The 19,886-nt window shown below is 71.3% G+C and carries 15 protein-coding genes and 1 tRNA gene; 10 read left to right on the top strand and 6 right to left on the bottom strand.

Translation table 11 applies throughout. From position 1 onward, the window contains the following. Positions 1–22: 22 nt before the first annotated feature. Positions 23–871 (top strand): helix-turn-helix domain-containing protein, encoded by an 849-nt coding sequence (locus tag NDW01_RS01095; RefSeq protein WP_252782720.1) that lies wholly within the window; start codon positions 23–25, stop codon positions 869–871. A 102-nt stretch (positions 872–973) separates the two neighbouring features. On the opposite strand, the gene NDW01_RS01090 is transcribed toward NDW01_RS01095, so the two are convergent. After that, positions 974–1,879, bottom strand: a complete 906-nt coding sequence (locus NDW01_RS01090) for a helix-turn-helix domain-containing protein (protein WP_252815687.1) — start codon at positions 1,877–1,879, stop codon at positions 974–976. Between the two features lie 525 nt (positions 1,880–2,404). Between NDW01_RS01090 and NDW01_RS01085 the strand changes: the two genes are divergently transcribed. After that, positions 2,405–3,055, top strand: coding sequence for a choice-of-anchor C family protein (locus NDW01_RS01085; RefSeq protein WP_252815685.1), 651 nt, complete (start codon positions 2,405–2,407; stop codon positions 3,053–3,055). Positions 3,056–3,163: 108 nt separating this feature from the next. On the opposite strand, the gene NDW01_RS01080 is transcribed toward NDW01_RS01085, so the two are convergent. Further along, the gene (locus NDW01_RS01080; protein WP_252815683.1) at positions 3,164–3,751 is read right to left on the bottom strand and encodes a TetR/AcrR family transcriptional regulator; all 588 of its coding nucleotides are present in this window, start codon (positions 3,749–3,751) and stop codon (positions 3,164–3,166) included. 154 nt (positions 3,752–3,905) lie between these two features. Between NDW01_RS01080 and NDW01_RS01075 the strand changes: the two genes are divergently transcribed. Both NDW01_RS01075 and NDW01_RS01070 read left to right on the top strand, forming a co-directional pair. Beyond that, the gene (locus tag NDW01_RS01075) at positions 3,906–4,835 is read left to right on the top strand and encodes an alpha/beta hydrolase family protein (RefSeq protein WP_252815681.1); all 930 of its coding nucleotides are present in this window, start codon (positions 3,906–3,908) and stop codon (positions 4,833–4,835) included. 69 nt (positions 4,836–4,904) lie between these two features. Further along, positions 4,905–5,765, top strand: a complete 861-nt coding sequence (locus NDW01_RS01070) for an LLM class flavin-dependent oxidoreductase (protein ID WP_252815679.1) — start codon at positions 4,905–4,907, stop codon at positions 5,763–5,765. A 199-nt stretch (positions 5,766–5,964) separates the two neighbouring features. Here NDW01_RS01070 and NDW01_RS01065 read toward each other — a convergent pair. Next, a tRNA-Ile gene (locus NDW01_RS01065) sits at positions 5,965–6,038 on the bottom strand. 100 nt (positions 6,039–6,138) lie between these two features. Further along, positions 6,139–7,530, bottom strand: coding sequence for a cation:dicarboxylate symporter family transporter (locus tag NDW01_RS01060; protein WP_252815677.1), 1,392 nt, complete (start codon positions 7,528–7,530; stop codon positions 6,139–6,141). A 133-nt stretch (positions 7,531–7,663) separates the two neighbouring features. On the opposite strand from NDW01_RS01060, the gene NDW01_RS01055 reads away from it, so the two are divergent. Together NDW01_RS01055 and NDW01_RS01050 are read left to right on the top strand one after the other, a co-directional pair. After that, complete coding sequence (locus NDW01_RS01055) at positions 7,664–9,289, top strand: sensor histidine kinase (RefSeq protein WP_252815675.1); 1,626 nt, start codon at positions 7,664–7,666, stop codon at positions 9,287–9,289. After that, positions 9,286–9,963, top strand: a complete 678-nt coding sequence (locus NDW01_RS01050) for a response regulator (RefSeq protein WP_252815673.1) — start codon at positions 9,286–9,288, stop codon at positions 9,961–9,963. The genes NDW01_RS01055 and NDW01_RS01050 overlap by 4 nt, the downstream gene beginning before the upstream one ends. Here NDW01_RS01050 and NDW01_RS01045 read toward each other — a convergent pair. Both NDW01_RS01045 and NDW01_RS01040 read right to left on the bottom strand, forming a co-directional pair. After that, a complete protein-coding gene (locus tag NDW01_RS01045) occupies positions 9,942–10,352 on the bottom strand; it encodes a hypothetical protein (RefSeq protein ID WP_252815671.1) in 411 nt (136 codons plus the stop codon). The two genes, NDW01_RS01050 and NDW01_RS01045, sit on opposite strands and share 22 nt — an antisense overlap. 4 nt (positions 10,353–10,356) lie before the next feature. Then, complete coding sequence (locus tag NDW01_RS01040; protein WP_252815669.1) at positions 10,357–11,259, bottom strand: TNT domain-containing protein; 903 nt, start codon at positions 11,257–11,259, stop codon at positions 10,357–10,359. Positions 11,260–11,867: 608 nt separating this feature from the next. Between NDW01_RS01040 and NDW01_RS01035 the strand changes: the two genes are divergently transcribed. The 4 genes from NDW01_RS01035 (at position 11,868) to NDW01_RS01020 (ending at position 19,583) form a co-directional block, all read left to right on the top strand. Next, positions 11,868–12,407, top strand: a complete 540-nt coding sequence (locus NDW01_RS01035) for an ATP-binding protein (RefSeq protein ID WP_252815667.1) — start codon at positions 11,868–11,870, stop codon at positions 12,405–12,407. A 183-nt stretch (positions 12,408–12,590) separates the two neighbouring features. Beyond that, complete coding sequence (locus NDW01_RS01030; RefSeq protein ID WP_252815664.1) at positions 12,591–15,494, top strand: helix-turn-helix transcriptional regulator; 2,904 nt, start codon at positions 12,591–12,593, stop codon at positions 15,492–15,494. A gap of 91 nt (positions 15,495–15,585) precedes the next feature. Next, the gene (locus NDW01_RS01025) at positions 15,586–16,881 is read left to right on the top strand and encodes an alpha/beta fold hydrolase (protein WP_252815662.1); all 1,296 of its coding nucleotides are present in this window, start codon (positions 15,586–15,588) and stop codon (positions 16,879–16,881) included. After that, positions 16,878–19,583, top strand: coding sequence for an FAD-dependent oxidoreductase (locus NDW01_RS01020; RefSeq protein WP_252815661.1), 2,706 nt, complete (start codon positions 16,878–16,880; stop codon positions 19,581–19,583). Before NDW01_RS01025 ends, NDW01_RS01020 begins: the two co-directional genes overlap by 4 nt. Positions 19,584–19,886 lie beyond the last annotated feature (303 nt).

Raw genomic sequence — 19,886 nt, 5'->3', positions numbered from 1 at the left:
CGTGGCCGTGGCGGTGCATTCGGTGAGCAGGCCCACCGTCCGCCGCAGGATCGTGGGAGCGCAGCTCCGCCGCCTGCGGGAGGCGGCCGGGACGAGCCGCAAGGAGGCCGCCGAGGCCATCAACGCGACGGAGAGCCGGATCGGCCGGCTCGAACAGGGCCGCGCCGGTCTCGACGAGGACGACGTCGTCGCCCTGCTCAAGCTGTACGGCATCGACGACCGCGGCGAGCGCGACGCCCTCCTGACCGTCGTACGGGAGGCCAGCCGGCCCGGCTGGCTGCAGGCGTACAACAACGCGATGCCCGCCTGGTTCCGCCCCTACGTCGACCTGGAGGAGGCGGCCCAGGTCATCCGGACCTACGAGGTGCAGTTCATTCCCGGGCTGCTGCAGACTCCGGAGTACACCCGCGCGGTCGTCATGCAGGGCATGTCGGATCCGTCGGCGGACGAGGTCGAGCGCCGGGTCGAGCTGCGGATGCGCCGGCAGCGGATCCTGTACCAGCCGCACCCGCCCCGCCTGTGGGCCGTCATCGACGAGGCGGCGCTGTGGCGGCCGATCGGCGGCGTGGAGGTGACCCGCGCCCAGTTGCGGGCGCTGCACGAGGCCGCGCGGCGGGAGAACATCACGGTGCAGGTGATGCCGTTCCGGGTGGGCGGTCACGCCGGTGAGGCCGGGGCGTTCACGATCCTGCGCTTCCCCGAGCCGGAACTCCCCGACATCGCCTACATCGAGCAGCTGACGGGCGCGATGTACCTGGAGAAGGACGACGACATGGACCACTACACGGCGGCCATGGAGCGCCTGTGCGTGCAGAGCGCGTCGCCGGAGGAGTCCATGGATCTGATCAGCAAGATCATGCGCGAGCTCTGAGAGTCAGAGCCCCCGGAGATCAGAGGCCGCGGAGGTCTAGAGCCCCCGGAGGTCTAGAGACCGCAGAGGTCAGAGGCCGCGGAAGTCTAGAGACCGCAGAGGTCAGAGGTCGCGGAGGATCGCTCCGAGGGTGTCGCGGATGCGGGTGGCGGGCTCGGCGTCAATGCACAACCGCTCCATCACCGCCAGATAATCATCCACATCCTCACGCTTGTCCAAATACAACGCACTGGTCAACTGCTCCAAATACACCACATCCGGCAAATCCGGCTCCGCGAACCGCAAAATACTGAACGGCCCACCCGCCGCCGCATGACCCCCCAGATGAAACGGCACCACCTGCAACGTCACATGCGGCAACTCCGTCACCTCGATCAGGTGCTCCAACTGCCGCCGCATCACCGCGACCCCACCCAACGGCCGCCGCAACGCCGCCTCATCCACCACCGCCCAAAAATGCGGCGGGTCCTCCCCCGACAGCAACGACTGACGCCGCATCCGCAACCCCACCCGCCGCTCCACCTCATGCCCCGGCGCATCCGGATGCCCCAGCAACGTCACCGCACGCGCATAATCCTCGGTCTGCAACAACCCAGGAACGAACTGCACCTCATACGCACGGATCCGAGACGCCGCCTCCTCCAACCCGATGTACACCTCGAACCAGCCCGGCAGAATATCGGAGTACGAATGCCACCACCCCGCCTCATTCGCCCGCTCCGCCAACGCCAGCATCGCCGACCGCTCCTCCTGATCGGCAACCCCGTACAAACTCAGCAGATCCGCCACATCCCGCGACCGGAACCGAACCCGCCCCAACTCCATCCGGCTGATCTTCGAATGCGACGCCCGGATCGCCTCACCGGCCTCCTCACACGTGATCCCCCGCGCCTCACGCAACCGCCGCAACTGCGCCCCCAGCACAATACGCAGCACCGTCGGACCACCACGATGATGACCGAACATGCTGCTCACGGCCTTCTCGCCATCAGGCGCAGAACCGATCATGCGCTCCCCTCAGGACACCGGAATCCGCCCAGTGTCCCACGCGCAGTGACGGATACAAGCCTCAAAGTAGCGTCGCTCCGGCGCAACGGCGTAGAACATCGAGCCCGGTACGCACTCGGTCCGATTCGGACGTGATCGGCGGCGACCACTGAGAACCGGGATGCGGAGGGGAATGCCCCCGCGAACTGCGCGGTGACGGAATCCTGCCCGCGACGCCACCGCCGGCGCGCCGTCGGCGCGACGCTTCACCGGCAGCGGGTTATTACTTCCCCTCCTGGCCACATCCGGCCAAACAGAAGCGGTCGACCGTCGCGAACCACTCGGGTCATCAGGGATGCGGAGCCGTAAACGACGGGCAAGGAAGCACCGATTTCCCGTCCAACGCCCGTTCACCCGGCTACAGAGCAAGATCATCTAATTACAGTGAGTGAACAAGCGAATTCGATCGGACGCGTCCATGCCCATTCCGGCCAATCGATAACGCCGTACGCCTCTACCGACCAGCCGACACCCAGGAGAGAAGCGATGATGCTTCCATCGACCCTCAGCCCGCGCGCCGCGCGAGCGGTCACCGTGCTTCCCGCGGCGGCCGCCCTCGCCCTCTGCGTGACGGCCGCCCGGCCCGCGCAGGCACGGAGCGCCGAAGTGCCACCCTTCTCCAACGGCGGCTTCGAGAGCCCGGTCGTCCCCGCGAACGCCTTCACGACCTTCATCACCGGGGACCACCTCGGCGCCTGGAAGGTCGTCTCCGGGAACGTCGACCTGGTCGGCTCCGGATTCTGGCAGGCCGCGGAGGGAAACCAGTCCGTCGACCTGGACGGTGACGTGAGCGGCACGATCGAACAGTCGGTCCCGACCCGCCCCGGCGGTTGCTACACCCTCACGTTCTCCCTCGCCGGCAACCCGGAGGGCGGACCCGCGATCAAGGAGGGCTTCCTGCGGGTGACCCAGCACGGCGTGAACCGCCCGGCGGGCCAGCGCAGCTTCGCCTTCGACACGACCGGCAGGACGCGGATGGACATGGGATACGTCTCGCAGCGGTTCAGGTTCCGCGCCCTCGGCCCCGCGGTGACCCTCGCGTTCGGGAGCTCCACCGCCGGGGCCTTCGGCCCGGTCATCGACGCCGTCTCGGTCACCCCGGCACATCCGATGGACTGCCGTCTCGGCCATAACTGACCTTCGCCCTTCGCCACTACATCCGGCACCCGTCGACCGGCGCCCCGCGGCGGCCTCCTCCGAGGCCGCCGCGGGGCGCCTCGCCGTACGTGACCGGGCGTGCGCCGGTCAGTGGAGGCGCAGTCCGGCGAGGAGGAGTCCGATCAGGCGACGGGCGTCGTACTCCGGGTCCTTGTCCGCGCCGATGCAGAGGTTGCCGACGCCGCGCATCAGGTCGAGAGCCCCGATGTCGGAACGGATCTGGCCCGCCTCGGCGGCGGCGTCGAGCAGCTCGGCGCAGACGGGCCTGAGGCGGTCGACGAAATAGGCGTGCAGGGTCGCGAAGGCGGCGTCGTCGGACTGCAGCGCCTCGGCGAGGCCGTGCTTGGTGACCAGGAAGTCGACGAAGAGATCGATCCACCGCGTCAGAGCGGTGAACGGTGAGTCGCTGTCCGCCAGCAGTGCCGGGCCCGCCTCGACGCTCGCCTCGACCTGGTGCCGGTAGACGGCGGCGATGAGATCGGCCCGCGTCGGGAAGTGCCGGTAGATCGTGCCGACGCCGACACCGGCCCTGGCCGCGATGTCGCGCACGGGCACGTCGACCCCGGAGGCGATGAAGGCCGCGGCGGCCGCCTCCAGCAGGGCCTCCTCGTTGCGCCGGGCGTCGACCCGCTTACGGGGAGCCCGCGTCTCTGATCGGCTGCCGATGTCGGCCACTGCGCCATTGCCTCCGTCACTCGCCTTGCAAACCGGAACATTGTTCCGTATGTTGGGGGCGGAACGTTGTTCCGCTTTCATGATGCCAGGCCGGGCCGCCGTTCGCAGCATGCCCCGCATCGGCACTCACGCCATTACTCACGGAGAAACACTCATGCGCCACCTCGATGAAGTCGTCGGCACGCCCGCTCCCGTCATCTCGGTACGCCCGGTGATGCTGCCGGCGCCGGACCGCGGCGATGACCTGCTGGTACGGGTGTCAGCCCCGGTGACCGGCGACGAACTGCCGATCATTGTCTTCTCGCACGGCTTCAGCCAGTCGCTGGACGGCTACGCCCCGCTCGCCGACTTCTGGGCCGCCCACGGTTTCGTGGTCGTTCAGCCCACCCACCTCGACTCGCGAACGCTGAACGTCACACCCGAGGATCCGCGGTACCCGGAGATCTGGCGTTTCCGGGTCGAGGACCTGACACGCGTCGTCGACCGGCTGGACCTCGTCGAAGCCTCCCTTCCCGGCCTCGCGGGACGCCTCGACCACGACCGGATCGCCGTCGCCGGGCACTCCTGGGGCGCCCAGACGGCGAGCATGCTCCTCGGCGCGCGGGTCCTCGACGCCGAGGGCGTCCCGGGCGAGGACCTGTCCGACTCGCGGATCAAGGCCGGTGTGCTGCTCGCCGCGGCGGGCACGGGCGGTGCCGACCTGACGCCGTTCGCCGCCGAGCACTTCCCCTTCATGAACCCGGACTTCACGGGGATGACCGCGCCGGCCCTGGTGGTCGCGGGCGACAAGGACCGGTCGGCCCTGACCGTCCGGGGCCCGGAGTGGTTCACGGACGCCTACTTCCTGAGCCCGGGACCCAAGAGCCTGCTCACCCTGTTCGGGGCGGAGCACTCGCTGGGCGGGATCACCGGCTACGCCTCCGCGGAGACCACGGACGAGAGCCCCGAACGGGTCGCCCTGATCCAGCGGCTCACCTTGGCCTACCTCCGCAGCGCGCTCCACCCCGAGGACCCGAGCTGGTCCGCGGCGAGCGCCGCGCCCGCGGACGACATCGATCCGCTGGGCCGGATCGAATCGAAGTGACGCTGAAGACCCGTGCCGCCCGCCCCCGGCGGGCGGCCCGCACCCCTACGGAAAGGACCTCACCGCCCCATGCCCGGCTTCGGAATCATGACCGCCCCCATGCAGGTCGGCTACCAGGACGTCCTGCGGGTCTGGCGGGACGCGGACGCCATCCCCGAGATCGAGCACGCCTGGCTGTTCGACCACCTCATGCCGATCGGCGGTGACCCGTACGGACCGGCCTACGAAGGCTGGACGCTGCTGTCGGCTCTCGCCGCCCAGACCCACCGGCTGCGTCTCGGCCTGCTCGTGACCAGCAACCGCTTCCGGCCGCCCGCCATGCTGGCCAAGATCGCCGCAACCGTCGACGTCGTCTCCGGCGGGCGGCTCGACTTCGGCATCGGCGCGGGCTCGCGCCCCGGCCACCCGCCGGCCCGCCGCGAGTACGAGGCCCACGGCCTGCCCTTCCACGACTTCACCCACTCAGTGGAGAGCCTCGCCGAGGCGTGCCCGGTGATCCGGCGGTTGTGGACCGAGACCGAGCCGTTCGACTTCGACGGCGCCCACGTTCGGCTCACCGGGGCCTTCTGCAACCCCAAGCCGGTGCAAGGCCCCCACCCGCCGATCCTGATCGGTGGCCGCTCGTCCGCGACGCTGCGCGTGGTCGCCGAGCACGCCGACCTGTGGAACATCCCCGGCGGCGACATCGACGACGTCGTCCGCCGCAGCGCGCTACTGGACCGCTACTGCGCCGAGATCGGCCGCGACCCCGCCTCGATCACCCGCTCGATCCACCTGCCGGTCTCCTACGACCGGCCGCAGGCGACCCGGGAGGCGATCGCCGAGGCGGTCGCCGCCGGTTTCGAGCACATCGTCCTCGGGCTGCCGGCGCCTTATCCCGCCGGCGTCGCGCGATGGGTCGCCGACGAACTCGTCACCGCGTCGGTCTGACACCCGCAACCTCGGCCTCTGCGATGTCGGCCGGACGCCCATCCACCGCACGCCCCCGCGGACACCCTCGTCCTGTCCGACCACCGGCCACGCGGCTTCCTCGCCACCACCTTCCCCGCCCTCACGGACGAGGAGCGGCGCCATCCCTCGGTCTCACCCCTGGCTGCGGAAGGAGGGGTTCGCGCAGTGACCGAATCGGTGGGGCGGGTGGGACTCGAACCCACGACCAAGGGATTATGAGTCCCCTGCTCTAACCGGCTGAGCTACCGCCCCGAGGGTAGCGAGATATCAAGCCCCACTACCTTGCCTGCCCGCAGACGCCCGCGCAACTCGGACACAGCCGCGCTGCGCGGGCGCTTGGCGGAAGCCGGCCTCAGGCGTTCGCCGGCGCGGGCGTCACCGTGTCTCCTGACGTCGCCTCCGGGGAAACGGTGCCGGGATCGGCCGGACGCCGGTCGTCCAGGAGTGTCGTCTCGTCGAACGGCGCCCGCCCGGCCAGGACCTCGCGGGCGCGCTCGCGGTCGAACTCCCTGGTCAGCGTTCCGATGACGACGGTCGCGACCGCGTTGCCGGCGAAGTTGGTGACGGCGCGGGCCTCCGACATGAAACGGTCGATGCCGACGATGAGGCCGACGCCGTCGACCAGGTCGGGCCGGTGCGACTGCAGGCCGCCCGCCAGGGTGGCCAGGCCCGCTCCGGTGACGCCGGCGGCGCCCTTGGACGCCACGATCATGAAGACGAGCAGGGAGATCTGCTGGCCGACGGACATGGGGGCGCCGGTCGCGGTGGCGATGAACAGAGACGCCATCGTCAGGTAGATGGCCGTGCCGTCGAGGTTGAAGGAGTAGCCGGTCGAGACGGTGAGGCCGGAGACGGACCGGCCGACGCCGAGGTGCTCCATCTTCGCGATGAGGCGCGGCAGCGCGGTCTCGGAGGAGGAGGTGGAGACGATCAGCAGGAACTCGCGGCCGAGGTAGCGCAGGAGCGAGAAGACGTTGATCCGCGCCACGAGCCAGAGCACCGCGCCGAGGACGACGAAGACGAAGATGGCGCAGGTGAGGTAGAAGCTGATCATGATCACGGCGAGGCTCTTGAGCGCGTCGAGGCCGGTGGCGCCGACGACGGCCGCCATCGCGCCGAACGCCCCGACCGGGGCGGCCCACATCACGATCGCCAGGATCCGGAAGACCAGCCGCTGGATGTGCTCGATGCCGCGGAGGAGCGGCACGCCGGAGCGGCCCATGGACTGGAGGGCGAAGCCCGTGAGCAACGCGATCAGCAGCGTCTGCAGGACCTGGCCCTCGGTGAAGGCCGACAGCAGGGTCTTCGGGATGACGCCGAGCAGGAAGTCGACGGCTCCCTCACTCGCCCCGGATGCCTGCGCGTGGCCGGACTGGCGGAGCGCCGCGGTGAGGTGCATGCCCGCGCCGGGGTGCAGCAGGTTGCCGACGATGAGCCCGATCGCCAGCGCGACGGTGGACGTCAGAAGGAAGTAGCCGAGAGCGAGGCCGCCGACCGCGCCGACCTTGGCGGCCTTGGCCACCGAGCCGATCCCGAGCACGATCGTGCAGAAGATGATCGGGCTGATCATCATCTTGATGAGGTTGACGAAGCCGGTTCCCAGCGGTTTCAGCTCGACCGCGAACTTCGGTGCGGCCAGCCCGACGACGATGCCGGCGATGACGGCCGCGATCACCGTGAGGTAGAGCAGATGGGTCCGTTCGCGGCGTCGTCCGGGTGCGCGGCCCTGGGCCTCGGCAGACATGTCCGTCTCCTTCTCAGCGGGGGAAATCTGCCAGGACTATGCGCAGGTCCGTGGCCCACGTCACGGTTGCGTTCATTTCGTTCATGGAAGTCGCCGTTCACACCATCGAAACCCACAGGGCACACTTGCCTGCATGCGATGGGTCTCCCGGCCTGCCGGTCGGCGGCATCGGAGCCTGGCCGGCCGGCTGTTCGTCATGCAGATCATCGTCGTGGCCGCGGTCGTCGCGGGCGGTGCGGTGCTCGCTTATCTGTACGCCGCCGAGAGCACGGAGGAGGCGGCGCGGCGGCAGGTGACGGCCGTCGCCTCGAGTGTCGCGGACTCGCCCGCCGTCGTCGCCGCCGTCGAGGGCCCGGATCCGTCGCGGGTCCTGCAACCGTACGCCGAGCAGGTACGCCGGGACGCCGGCGTGGCCTTCGTGACGATCATGAGCCCGGCCGGCATCCGGTACACCCATCCCAACCCCCAGATGATCGGCCGGCCGTTCCTCGGCCACACCGAACCGGCGCTGGCCGGCCGCGTCTTCACCGAGACGTTCACCGGGACGCTGGGGCCCTCGGTGCGGAGCGTCGCCCCGGTGTTCGGCCGGGGGCACCGGGTCGCCGCGCTGGTCAGCACGGGTATCACGGTGCGGATTCTCGACCGCCAGGTCCGCGACCAACTGCTGGCACTGGTCCTGCTCGCCCTGCTCGCGCTCGGGGTGGGCGGTGCCGGAACGTACTTCGTCAACGCGCGGTTGCGGCGGCACACCCACGGGATGGACGCGGCGCAGCTGAGCCGCATGTACGAGTACCACAACGCGATCTTGCACACCGTACGGGAGGGGCTGCTCCTGCTCGATCCGCACGCCAGGATCGCCCTCGCCAACGGCGCCGCCCGGGAGCTGCTCCGCCTGCCGGAGGACGTGGAGGAACGTGCGGTCGACGAGCTGCCCCTGCCGGAGAGCCTGCGGGCCTCCCTCTCCTCCCGCGGCCCGTGCGTGGACGAGATCCACGTGACCCGGGAGCACGTCGTCGTGGTCAACAAGTCGGCCGTCACCTCGGGCACGCGCGACCTCGGCAGCGTGGTGACCCTGCGGGACCACACCGAGCTGCAGGCGCTCAGCGGCGAACTGGACTCGGTACGGGGATTCGCCGAGTCGCTGCGATCCCAGACCCATGAGGCGGCCAACCGCCTGCACACGGTGGTCTCGCTCATCGAGCTCGGACGGCCCGAGGAGGCGATCCGGTTCGCCACGGCCGAACTCGAGCTGACCCAGCGCCTCACGGACCGGGTCGTGGGGGCGGTCGCGGAGCCGGTGCTGGCGGCACTGCTGCTCGGCAAGGCCGCGCAGGCGAACGAGCGCGGGGTCGAACTGGTCGTCACGCCGGATACCGAGATCGACGACACCGCGATTCCCGGAACGCTCGGATCCCGGGACCTGGTGACGATCCTGGGCAACCTGATCGACAACGCCGTCGACGCCGCCATGGAGGCGGGCGGTGATGCTCCCCGCGTCTTCGTCACCGCCCGCATCTCGGGCGACCGGCTGCTGCTCCGCGTCGCCGACACGGGCGGCGGTGTCGGAGCGGGGACGGCGGAGGAGATCTTCGAGCGCGGCTGGTCGACGAAGGACGGGGCTCGCCCCGCCCGACGCGGACTGGGCCTGGCCCTGGTCGCCCAGGTGACCGGCCGCCACGGCGGAAGGATCGAGGTGGGCCGGGAGGTCGGCGCGGTGTTCACCGTGACACTGCCGTTGACGAGGAAGGCGATGGCGTGATCAGCGTCCTGGTGGTCGAGGACGATCCGGTGGCCGCGGACGCGCATCGGATGTACGTCGAGCGGGTGCCCGGCTTCGAGGTCGTGGGCGTCGTCCACTCGGGCGCGGAGGCGTTCCGGGCGCTGGACCGCCGGCCTGTCGACCTCCTGCTGCTGGATTTCTACCTGCCGGACTGCCACGGGCTGCAGCTGTGCCGACGGCTCCGCGCCGCCGGGAACCCGGCGGACGTGATCGCCGTGACCTCGGCCCGTGACCTGACCACCGTACGCGCGGCGGTCTCGATCGGCGTCGTGCAGTATCTCCTCAAGCCGTTCACCTTCGCCACGCTCCGCGCCAAGCTCGAACGCTACGCGCGCTTCCACGCGACGGTCGCCGGGTCCGGCAAGGCGGCCGACCAGCAGGAGGTCGACCGGGCGATCGCCACCCTTCGGAGTGCGGACCGGCCCGCGCTGCCCAAGGGGATGAGCGCCTCGACGCTGGAGACCGTGACGGCCGCCCTGCGGACCGCGGAAGAAGGGCTGACGGCCGGCGCGGTCGCGGCCGCCACGGGGTTGTCACGCATCACCGCCCGCCGCTATCTGGAGTACCTCGTCGACGGCGGGCGGGCGGCCCGGACCCCGCGGTACGGCCAGGTCGGCCGGCCCGAACTGCACTATCGCTGGTCACCCGGATGAGGTCCGGGCGGGCCGGATCCGCCGCGACCGGAGGCGCCGCCGCCTGATCGGCGCCGTGCCCGCCGGTATTCGGACCACGCCACGCGTCCCCACCGCTCCATCCTCTTCAGCAGGCCGGGCGCCTCCTCCTCGAAGATCCCGGCCGACGGCGGAGGCGGCGTCGCGTGCCGCATGAGCGACTGGAAGAAGCGGCAGGCCGTGTCCTCCTCGCGGAAGTCACGGATCGGCGTGTACGTGCCGCGCTCGCAGATCCCGACGATCCATCGGCCCGCCTCCCCGCGGAGATAGGGGAAGGCCTCCGGGAGCCAGTCGGGTTCGTGCACGCCCTGGATCTGGTACTCCCGGAGACCGGCGCGGGACAGTGTCGCCGCGAGTTCCCGTCGGTTCACGCCGTCAGACGACCCGCTGCAGGTACCCGTTGTCCACCAGCCACGGGATGAAGGGCGCGGTCGCCCCGGCCGGCAGGTAGGCGGGGTTGATGGCGTACTGCAGGCCACCGCCCGGCTGCTCGAACCAGGGCGCGGCCGGTCCGCCGTCCACGTCGAAGGACTTGAGGACCCGGTAGAGGTGGTAATTGCAGATGTGCGCCGGGTCGTCCGCCGGGGTGTTCAGGCTGTCCGGCGGAAGCGAGCGCTCGATGAACCAGGTCCCGCCGGCGGCGAGGAAGCGGCCGAACTCGTTACCGAATCGGTCGATGTACTGCTTGGGGAAGAGCGTCACCCGGAAACGCAGGAGCTGACCCAGGCTGTTCCGGGCGAATCCGTCGTCCGGCGGGAAGATCCAGCCGGTGGCGGACCGGTATTTGGCAAGGAACTGCTCCGGCGTCAGCCCCCCGTAGCGAATGTAGTTGAAGAGGAGCGAACCGATGAGACCTTTCCTCGGGAGAAAGGCCGGACCGAGGAGAGGGTTGCCCTTCACGAAGGGCGGGCCGCACAGGAACCCGCGAGCCGGGGCGGGGGACGCCGGGCGGCGGCGTCGTATCCGCTGCGACTGGCCACTCCCCTGCTCTTCGTCGTCGGATCCGAACGTCGCCTCGGCAGGCGGTACGCCGTCCGATCCGCCGCTCACGGAGGCGACCGGCGAGGCCGAGCAATCGTCCCGGTTCGCGAGGGTGCTCATGGGCGAGTGCAGCGGGTCGGTGGAGGCGCAGGGCGCGCTCGGTGACACCGCTTCGGGACGCGCGGTGTCCGCGCCGGCGGGCGCCGCGCTCACGGCCAGCATGACCGTGAGACCGAACGTCGCCGCCGCGGTCGCCCCCCTGCGGAAGCCCCATGCCGGTTGTCGCGAGAACTGCATCGACTCTCCTATTACGTCACCGGTCCCCTGTTTCGGGGAATGACTTCGGCGAGTCGACCATTGGCCCGGACATGGCCTCTTCACGGCGTACGGCACTGCAGACGGCAGATGCCGGGAATTAGGGTGAATCCCGCCGGACCGCGTCCGCGGTCGTTCGCCGATGAGTGACTACCCGGCCACTCAAATGGAAGATCGCCGCACGCGGCAATCGACCGGCAAAGGCTCGCGGCGAATTCCCCCGAATCCCGGCGATCAGTGTTCGCCGCGCTATCCATGGACGCGTCCGAATAAGGACGCCCGCGCAGGGAGGAAGACACCGCGCGAATCACTCTTACGGGATCTGAGGACGGCGACGCGAGCCCGGGCCGCCTGCGGACGCGCCGCCGCCGGGGTGGCGCAGCGTCGTCGTGGCCGTCGTGCGTCTCCGGCCGTACCGCAGCCGGTCCGGCCTGTCGGGCCGTGGGCCGGGAGCGCACTGACGGTGCGATTGGGACGCGCATTTGCACGTGCATCTGATTGTGCATCAGTTCTTGCATCTGCTCGCGCTCCGGGGGAAGATAGCCGATCAAGCCCTACTCGGCCCGCCCGAGTCGTCTGGAGGCCGCCAGATGCCCCCCTATCGCACGAGCTGTACATCTGCCCGGCACGAACTCGCCGAGGAGCCCTCCTCCCCGGCGAGCGTGCGCGACAGCGCTTACGTGCTGCCCCGGCTCGTGGCGTACGGTCCGGTGTTCGGCCACTCACAGGACGCGATGTGCCCCCTGCGGGCCAACGGCGCCGCGCCCGGGATGGCGCGCGAGTTCACCATCGCCACGCTGCGGGCCTGGGGGCTGGCCGACCTGGCGGACGACGCGACGGTCATCGTCTCCGAACTGGTCACCAACGCCCTGCGCTACGGCCTGCCCGCGGGTTTCACGACCACCGACGACCGGCCGATCAGGCTGACCCTCGTCCGGCACGGCTCCCTCGTCGTGTGCGTCGTCGCGGACGCCAGCCGCCAGGAGCCCCTCATACGCGACCCCTGCGACATCGCCGAGAACGGCCGCGGGCTGCACGTCATCGAGGCCCTCAGCTGCACGTGGGGCTGGACGCCCCTGCCCAGGGCCGGCAAGGCGGTGTGGGCCGCGCTCACCGTCCCGCAGGCGTGAAGCTTTCTTCCGTCGACGTGCCTATTGGAGTAACAATCTGATTACCGATTTCCTGACATGCGGTTGACCAGGTGAAGTGCGAAACGCCGGCGAGGACGCGAAAAGGCCGCTCTCGGTAAACTGCCGATGGCGACCCCTTGGGCCGCAGCAGGGCCGAATCACCGCCACCTCCAAGGACACGGTATGGATCGTCGTGTCGGCGCCTCGACCGGTGCATCGTCGACCGCGGGCATGACAGGAGAGATCGACCCACCCCTGGTCGGGCGCCGCGACGTCCTCGACGGCTTCACCACCCTCCTCGACGACGCGGCCGACGGCACGTTCAGCTTCGTGGGCCTGGCCGGAGATCCCGGTGCGGGAAAGACACGGCTGCTGGAGGAGCTGGCCGCCGAGGCCGCCCGGCGCCGGCTGCCCGTTCTGTCCGGGCGGGCCACCGAGTTCGAGGAGATGCCGTTCGGCGCCGTGCTCGACGCGCTGGACGACCGCCTGGAGACGGTCGCGAAGGAGCTGCCCGAGCGGCTCGGCGCGCCGGCGGCCGGGCTGCTGGCCACGATCTTCCCCGCGCTCTCGGTCACCGCGACCGGCGACGCCGACGCGTTCGCGTCCGCCACCGGCCGATACCACCTCTACCGCGCCGTCCGGCGGCTGCTGGAGGAACTGGCCGCACCCGAGGGTCTGGTGCTGATCCTCGACGACGTGCACTGGGCGGACGAGGCGACGGTCGAGCTGCTCGACCACCTGGCTCGTCATCCCCCGCCCGGACGGCTGCTGGTGGCGGTGGCCTACCGGCCGGCCCAGTCCTCGCCCAGGCTGGCCGCGCTGATGGAGATCGCGACGCGGATCCCGGTCGATCCGCTCAGCGAGGCGGAGGTCGGCGAGCTCCTCGGCCCGCAGGTGAACCACGCCCGGCGCAGGGCGCTGTACGAGGCCAGCGGCGGGAACCCCTTCTATCTCGACGCGCTCGCCCGCATGGAGACGGGCGCCGGGACGCCCGACGGCACCGGCGAACCCGCCGGAATCGGCGAGCTGCCCCCGGCCGTGCGGGCGGCGCTGGGCATGGAGCTGAGCGGTCTGTCCGCGACCGCCCTGCTCGTCGCGCGGGCGGCGGCCGTCGCCGGCGACGAGTTCGAACCCGCCTTCGCCGCGGTGACGGCCGAGACGTCCGAGGAGCTCACCCTCCAGGCGATCAACGAACTGGTCGCCCGCGACGTCGTACGGCCGTCGGCGCCGGGCCGGTTCCGGTTCCGGCATCCCCTCGTGCGGCACGCGGCGTACGAGTCCGCGGCGGCGGGCTGGCGGCACGCCGTGCACGCCCGGATCGCCGCCCGGCTGGCGGACCTGCGCGCCCCGGCGAGGGTGCGCGCCCCGCACGTCGAGCGTTCCGCGAGAGTCGGCGATCAGGCGGCGATCGCGACACTCGTCGAGGCGGCCCGCTCGGTCGCCGCGCAGGCGCCCGCGACCGCCGCGCACTGGCTGGAGGAGGCGCTCCGGCTCGGCCCGGACGACCCGGACATGAGACTGGGGCTGCTGCTGGAGCTCGCGCGGGCGCAGGCGGTCAGCGGCCGGCTCGCCGAGGGCAAGGACACCGCGCGGGAGCTGCTCCGCCTGCTGCCGCCCGACGACTTCCCGCGCCGCGCCCGCGCGGCCCGGCTGTGCGGCATCATGGAGCGCCAGCTCGACCGGCCGCACGAGGCCCGTGCGCTCCTCCTCGACGAGCTGCGGCGGATCCCCGACACCCAGGCCCCCGCCGCCGTCGAGCTCCGCGTACGGCTGGTCACCGAGAGCCTGAGGCGCAGCGACTTCCGCGCCGCCCAGGCCGTACTGGACCTGATGCCGGAGAGCGCCGACGGCTGGGAGCCCAGCCTGGTGCTGGCGGTCGCCGCCGTACGCCCGATGCCCGCGTACGCCGCAGGGCTGATCGACGACGCCGCACGCTACGCGACGGTGGCCGCCGACCTCATGGCGGTCGCGCCGGACGACCACCTCGCCGACTGGCTCGACACGCACATCTGGCTCGGCTGGCTGGAACTGATGATGGGCCGGTACTCCGACGCCCTGCAGCACTTCGGTCGGTTCCTGACGGTGGCCCGCAACACCGGGCAGAGCTCGTTGCTCCCGTACATGTCGGCAGGTCAGGCACAGACCCTGACCATGCTCGGGCGGCTGCAGGAGGCGGCCGCCGCCATCGAGGAGGCCGCGGAGGTGGCCCGCCTCCTGCGCTCGAACGAGTCGCTCGGCTTCGCGATGACGCAGCAGTGCCTGGCCGCCACCTGGTCCGGTGACCACGAGTCCGCCGTACGCCTCGGCGAGGACCTGGTCGGCCTGAGCCTCGGCCGCCGGGAGTGGTGGGCCGCCGTGGCCCGGTACGCCCGCGGGATGGCGCTCATCCACGCCGGGCGCCTGGACGAGGGCGCGGAGGAGCTCATCGCCGCCTGCGGTGACTTCGACGACCCCCAGCTCGATCCCGGCACGCTGATGGCCTGCTGCGAGACGCTGGCCGACGTGGACGCCACGCGGGAACGGACGCAGGACGCCATGGCCTGGGCGGACCGCGCCGACGTGCTCGCCCGGCCCGGCCTGGAGACGAACGGCGGCTTCGCCATGCTGGCCCGCGCGCACGCGCTGACGGCGTCCGCTCCGGACGTCGCCGCCGAGCAGGCCCAGGCCGCGGCCGCCATCCTCGACAACGGCGGCATGCGGATCCACGCCGGACGGGCGAGGCTCCGCGCCGGCATCGCCTACACGGCCGCCGGCGAACGCGCGCAGGCCCGTGCCGAGCTCGGCGCCGCCGCGGAGATCTTCGCCGCGTGCGGCGCCCGTACCCTCCACGCGCAGGCCGTACAGGCGCAGCGCAGGGTCGGCGTCCGCGTGCCGGGGGCGACCGGCCGGGCGGGCGGTCCGCACGGACTGTCGCGGCGCGAGTTCGAGGTGGCGACGCTCGTCGCCGAGGGGTGCACGAACCAGCAGATCGCCGAGCGCCTGTTCCTCAGCATCCGGACCGTCGAGACGCACATGTCGCACATCTTCGCCAAGCTCGGAGTGTCGTCCCGGGTCGGTATCGTCAGCGCGCTGAACCAGAACCCTTAGTCCCCCCGTAAGGGCGGAATCAGGGTTTACCACGATGCCGCGCGCACCCTCGCGCCTGCCATTGTGTGTCCGGAGGCAGGAGGTGAGAGGCATGGAGCGACGTGTCCCGGCGCGGTACACCCTCGAGGGCGTGACCGACGCCGACGTGTCCGTGCACCCGTTCTCGACGGAAGACGGCCTCGGTCTCAACCTGACACGCTTCCGGCGCGGCGACTGCGACGACGTCGTGCTCCTGCTGCACGGGCTCACGGCGTCCATCGACATGTTCGTCATGCCCGAGCACCGGAACCTGGTGAGCGTCCTGCTGGACAACGGGTTCACCGACGTCTGGGCGCTCGACTTCCGCATGAGCTCGCGGCTGCCGTACGACGCCGAGACGCACCGCTACACGCTCGACGACATCGCGGACTGGGACCATCCGGCCGCCCTGCGCGAGCTGCGCCGGCACGTGGGCGACAGGCGGGTGCACGTGATCGCGCACTGCCTCGGGTCGCTGTCGTTCTCGATGAGTCTCTTCGGCGGCGCCCTGGACGGCGTCACGAGCTTCGTGAGCAACAGCGTCTCCCTGGTCCCCCGCGTGCCCACCTGGTCGCGGTGCAAGCTCGCGGCCGGCCCGGGCCTGTCGGAGTACCTCATCGGCGTGTCGTTCCTGGACTCGCGCTTCGGCGAGGCCCCGCCGCTCACCCGCGGCTGGATGCTCTCCCGCCTGGTGTCGCTGTTCCACCGCGAGTGCGACGTCCGCGACTGCCACATGATCAGCTTCATGTGGGGCAGCGGTCATCCGGCCCTGTACGAGCACGAGAACCTCTCGCCCGTCACCCATCGGCGGATCGCGGACCTGCTCGGCCCGACCGGAGTCCACTACTTCCGGCACATCCGCAAGATGGTGTCGGCCGGTCAGGCCGTCAAGTACGACCCGGCCGACCCGCGCCACGCGGCCCTGCCCGACGCCTACCTGACGCGGGCCGGCGAGGTCACCACCCCGGTCCTGTTGCTGTCAGGAGACGTCAACCGCGTCTTCCCCGGGGCGAACGCCGCCTGTCACGAGGCACTCGAACAGGCCCGGCCCGGGCTGCAGGAGTTCGTCTCCCTCCCCGGCTACGGTCACATCGATCCCTTCATCGGCGAGAACGCCCACGTCGACGTCTTCCCGAAGATCCTCGATTTCCTGAAGCGGCAGGCCTCGCCAGCGAGTGAACCGATGAGCACAGCACCCCCGGTCACCCCTCCGACGAAGGAGGTCTCGCGAGCGAGCGGAGCGAGTGAGCCGATGAGCACAGCACCTCTGGTCACCCCTCCGACGAAGGAGGTCTCGCGGGCGAGCGGAGCGAGTGAGCCGATGAGCACAGCACCTCTGGTCACCCCTCCGACGAAGGAGGTCTCATGAACGGCGAACACGCCGACGTCGTCGTGGTCGGTTCCGGCTTCGGCGGCTCCGTCGCCGCCTACCGCCTGGCGGAGGCGGGTCTGTCGGTGGTGCTCCTCGAGCGGGGGCAGGACTACCCGCCCGGCACCTTCGCCCGCACCCCGGCGCAGATGAGCCGCGCCTTCTGGGACCCGGGCGAGGGGCTGTACGGGCTGTACGACGTGTGGGGGTTCCGCGGGTTCGACTCGGTCGTCTCCAGCGGCCTGGGCGGCGGTTCGCTGATCTACGCCAACGTCCTGCTGCGCAAGGACGAGGAGTGGTTCGTCAAGGACCAGGCGCTGCCCGGGGGCGGGTGCGAGACCTGGCCGGTGAGCCGCGCGGAGCTGGACCCGCACTACGACGCGGTCGAGGGCATGCTCGGGGGCACGCCCTACCCGCTGGACCATCCCGCCTTCGCGAACACCGCGAAGGCCCATGCGATGCAGGACGCGGCGGCCGAGCTCGGGCTCGACTGGCAGCTGCCGTCACTGGCGGTCAGCTTCGCACCGACGCCGGGGGCCGAGCCCGGGCTCGGGCTGCCCATCGCCGAGCCCCGGTTCGGCAACCTGCACGGCGTGGAACGCCGCACCTGCCGACTCTGCGGCGAGTGCTACCTGGGCTGCAACGACGGGGCCAAGAACAGCCTCGACCACACCTACCTGTCGGCCGCCCGGCATCACGGCGCGGACCTGCGCACCCTGCACGAGGTGCGCGGGATCAGGCCGCGCCCGGAGGGCGGCTACGAGGTGGACTACGTCCGGCACGACCCCCTCGCGAAGGACCGCGGTCCGGAGCCGGGGACCATCTCGTGTGATCGCCTGGTGCTGGCCGCCGGCGCGTACGGCACGACGTACCTGCTGCTGCGCGACCGGGAGCGGTTCCCGGGCCTGAGCGACGCGCTCGGCACCCGGTTCACCGGCAACGGCGACCTGCTGACCTTCCTGCTGCGGGCCACCGACCGGGACCGGATCCGGCCGCTCGACGCCAGCCGGGGTCCGACGATCACCAGCGCGATCCGGCTCCCCGACGAGGTCGACGGCGTGCCGGGCGCGGGGCGCGGCGCGTACATCGAGGACGGCGGCTATCCGAACTTCGTCGGCTGGATGGTGGAGCAGGCCGACGTCGCGCACGAGATCTCGCGGGTGGTCCGTCTGATATTCGAGCGGTTCGTCTCGTTCATCTCCCACGCGCCGGACACCAACCTGTCCGGTGAGCTGTCCCAGTTGATCGGCGACGGGGCGCTGTCGGTCAGCTCGCTGCCGCTGCTCGGCATGGGCCGCGACGTCCCGGACGGCGTGCTGCGCCTGCGCGACGGGCGGCTGGACGCCGACTGGACGACCAAGACGAGCGAGGAGTACTTCGTGCGGCTGCGTTCCACGATGAAGCGGATCGCGGCCGTGCTCGGCGCGACCTACGCCGACAACCCGATGTGGTTCCGCAAGCGCATCATCACGGTGCACCCGGGGGGCGGGGCGCCGATGGGGCGTACCCCCGCCGAGGGGGTCTGCGACCCGTTCGGGGAGGTGCACGGGTTCCCCGGTCTGTACATCGCGGACGGGGCGGCGCTGCCCGGCGCGGTCGGGCCGAACCCGTCACTGACGATCGCGGCGCTGTCCGACCGGATGTGCACGCGGTTGCTGGAGAACGCCGGGCGCGCTCACGGGACGCGCCCGGTCGGAGGGGCGGTGAACGGCACGGCGAGTGCTCCCCAGGTCGGCAGGGGTGCCGCGGAGCTCACGTCGCTGTCGTTCACCGAGGAGATGAAGGGGTTCTACGCCGAGGGTGAGCACGCTCCCGGGGCGGGGGAGCAGGCGGGCCGGCAGCACGGGGACCGACTCGGGTTCCGGCTCACCATCACCGTCGACGACGTGAACCGCTTCCTGGAGGAGCCCGAGCACACGGCACGGGCCGAGGGATGGATCGACGCCGCTGTCTGCGGGGGCCGGTGTCAGATCCAGCGGGGCTGGTTCAACCTGTTCTGTCCGGGAAGTGCGCCGGACCGCAAGCTCATGCGGTATCGCCTGCACTTCACCGACTCCACGGGCCGGCCCCGCACCCTCTCCGGGTGGAAGGACATCCGCCACCGCGCGGCGACGCGCGTCTGGCCGGACACCACGACACTGTTCTTCCGCGTCTTCGAAGGACACGTGATGGAGGACGAGGAGGACGGCGCCGCCATCGCGGGGGCCGGCATCCTCCGCCTCGGCCTGGACGACTTCGCCCGGCAGCTCACCACGTTCCGCACGGAGGGGCCGGACGGTCTCGCCGCCCTGGAGCGCTTCGGCCACTTCTTCCTGAGCGAGCTGTGGGACGTCTACCGCCCGAAGATGCTGAACGGACACGCGCGGGACACCGGCGACGACGTCCAGACCGCCGCCGGATCCGAGGCCGTCGCGCAGTCTCAGGCCACCACGAATCTCGAGGTCGCCGCCGACCTCCGGGCCGCCGTGGAGGCTCAGGCCGCCGCAGGCCTCCACGCCGCCGCGGACCTCAAGAGCGCCGCGGACGGGCTTCAGGCCGCCGCAGGTTTCGATGCCGTGGCAGTGCCGGAGATCGCCGCGGACTCCAGATCCGGCGCCGCAGGCCTCCAGGCCGACGTAGAGGCTCAGGCCGCCGCGGGCTCCGGAGCCGCCGCTGCGGGCTCCGAAGCCGCCGCGGCGGGCAACGAACCCAGCCCGGCCTAGCGGCCGGCGCTGCGAAGGGACCCCACGACGCGGCGGACGGGATCCCGCGACGGGGAGTGTCGCCACGATTCCGCCGCCGTGTCGTGGCCGAGGGACACCGTTCCTGCTTCCGGCCCGACCGGCGGGCAGGCCGGAAGCGGGAACGGGGGCCGGCCCCGAGGCCCGGTGGCCGGAGACCGAGTCGACGGCAGCGGTGGCGGGATCCCGAGTCGACGGCGGCCGGCGGCCGGGTCCGGTGACCGGAGACCAGGCGGGGGCCCGGTGAACAACGGCCGGCAGCTGGAGGCCGGGTGGTGGCCGGGT

The sequence above is a fragment of the Actinoallomurus soli genome (assembly GCF_024055715.1).
In the GTDB taxonomy this organism is placed as follows: Bacteria; Actinomycetota; Actinomycetes; order Streptosporangiales; family Streptosporangiaceae; genus Actinoallomurus; species Actinoallomurus soli.
Note: the sequence above shows the minus strand (reverse complement) of the source record. Positions and strands in the feature narration are given on the sequence as shown.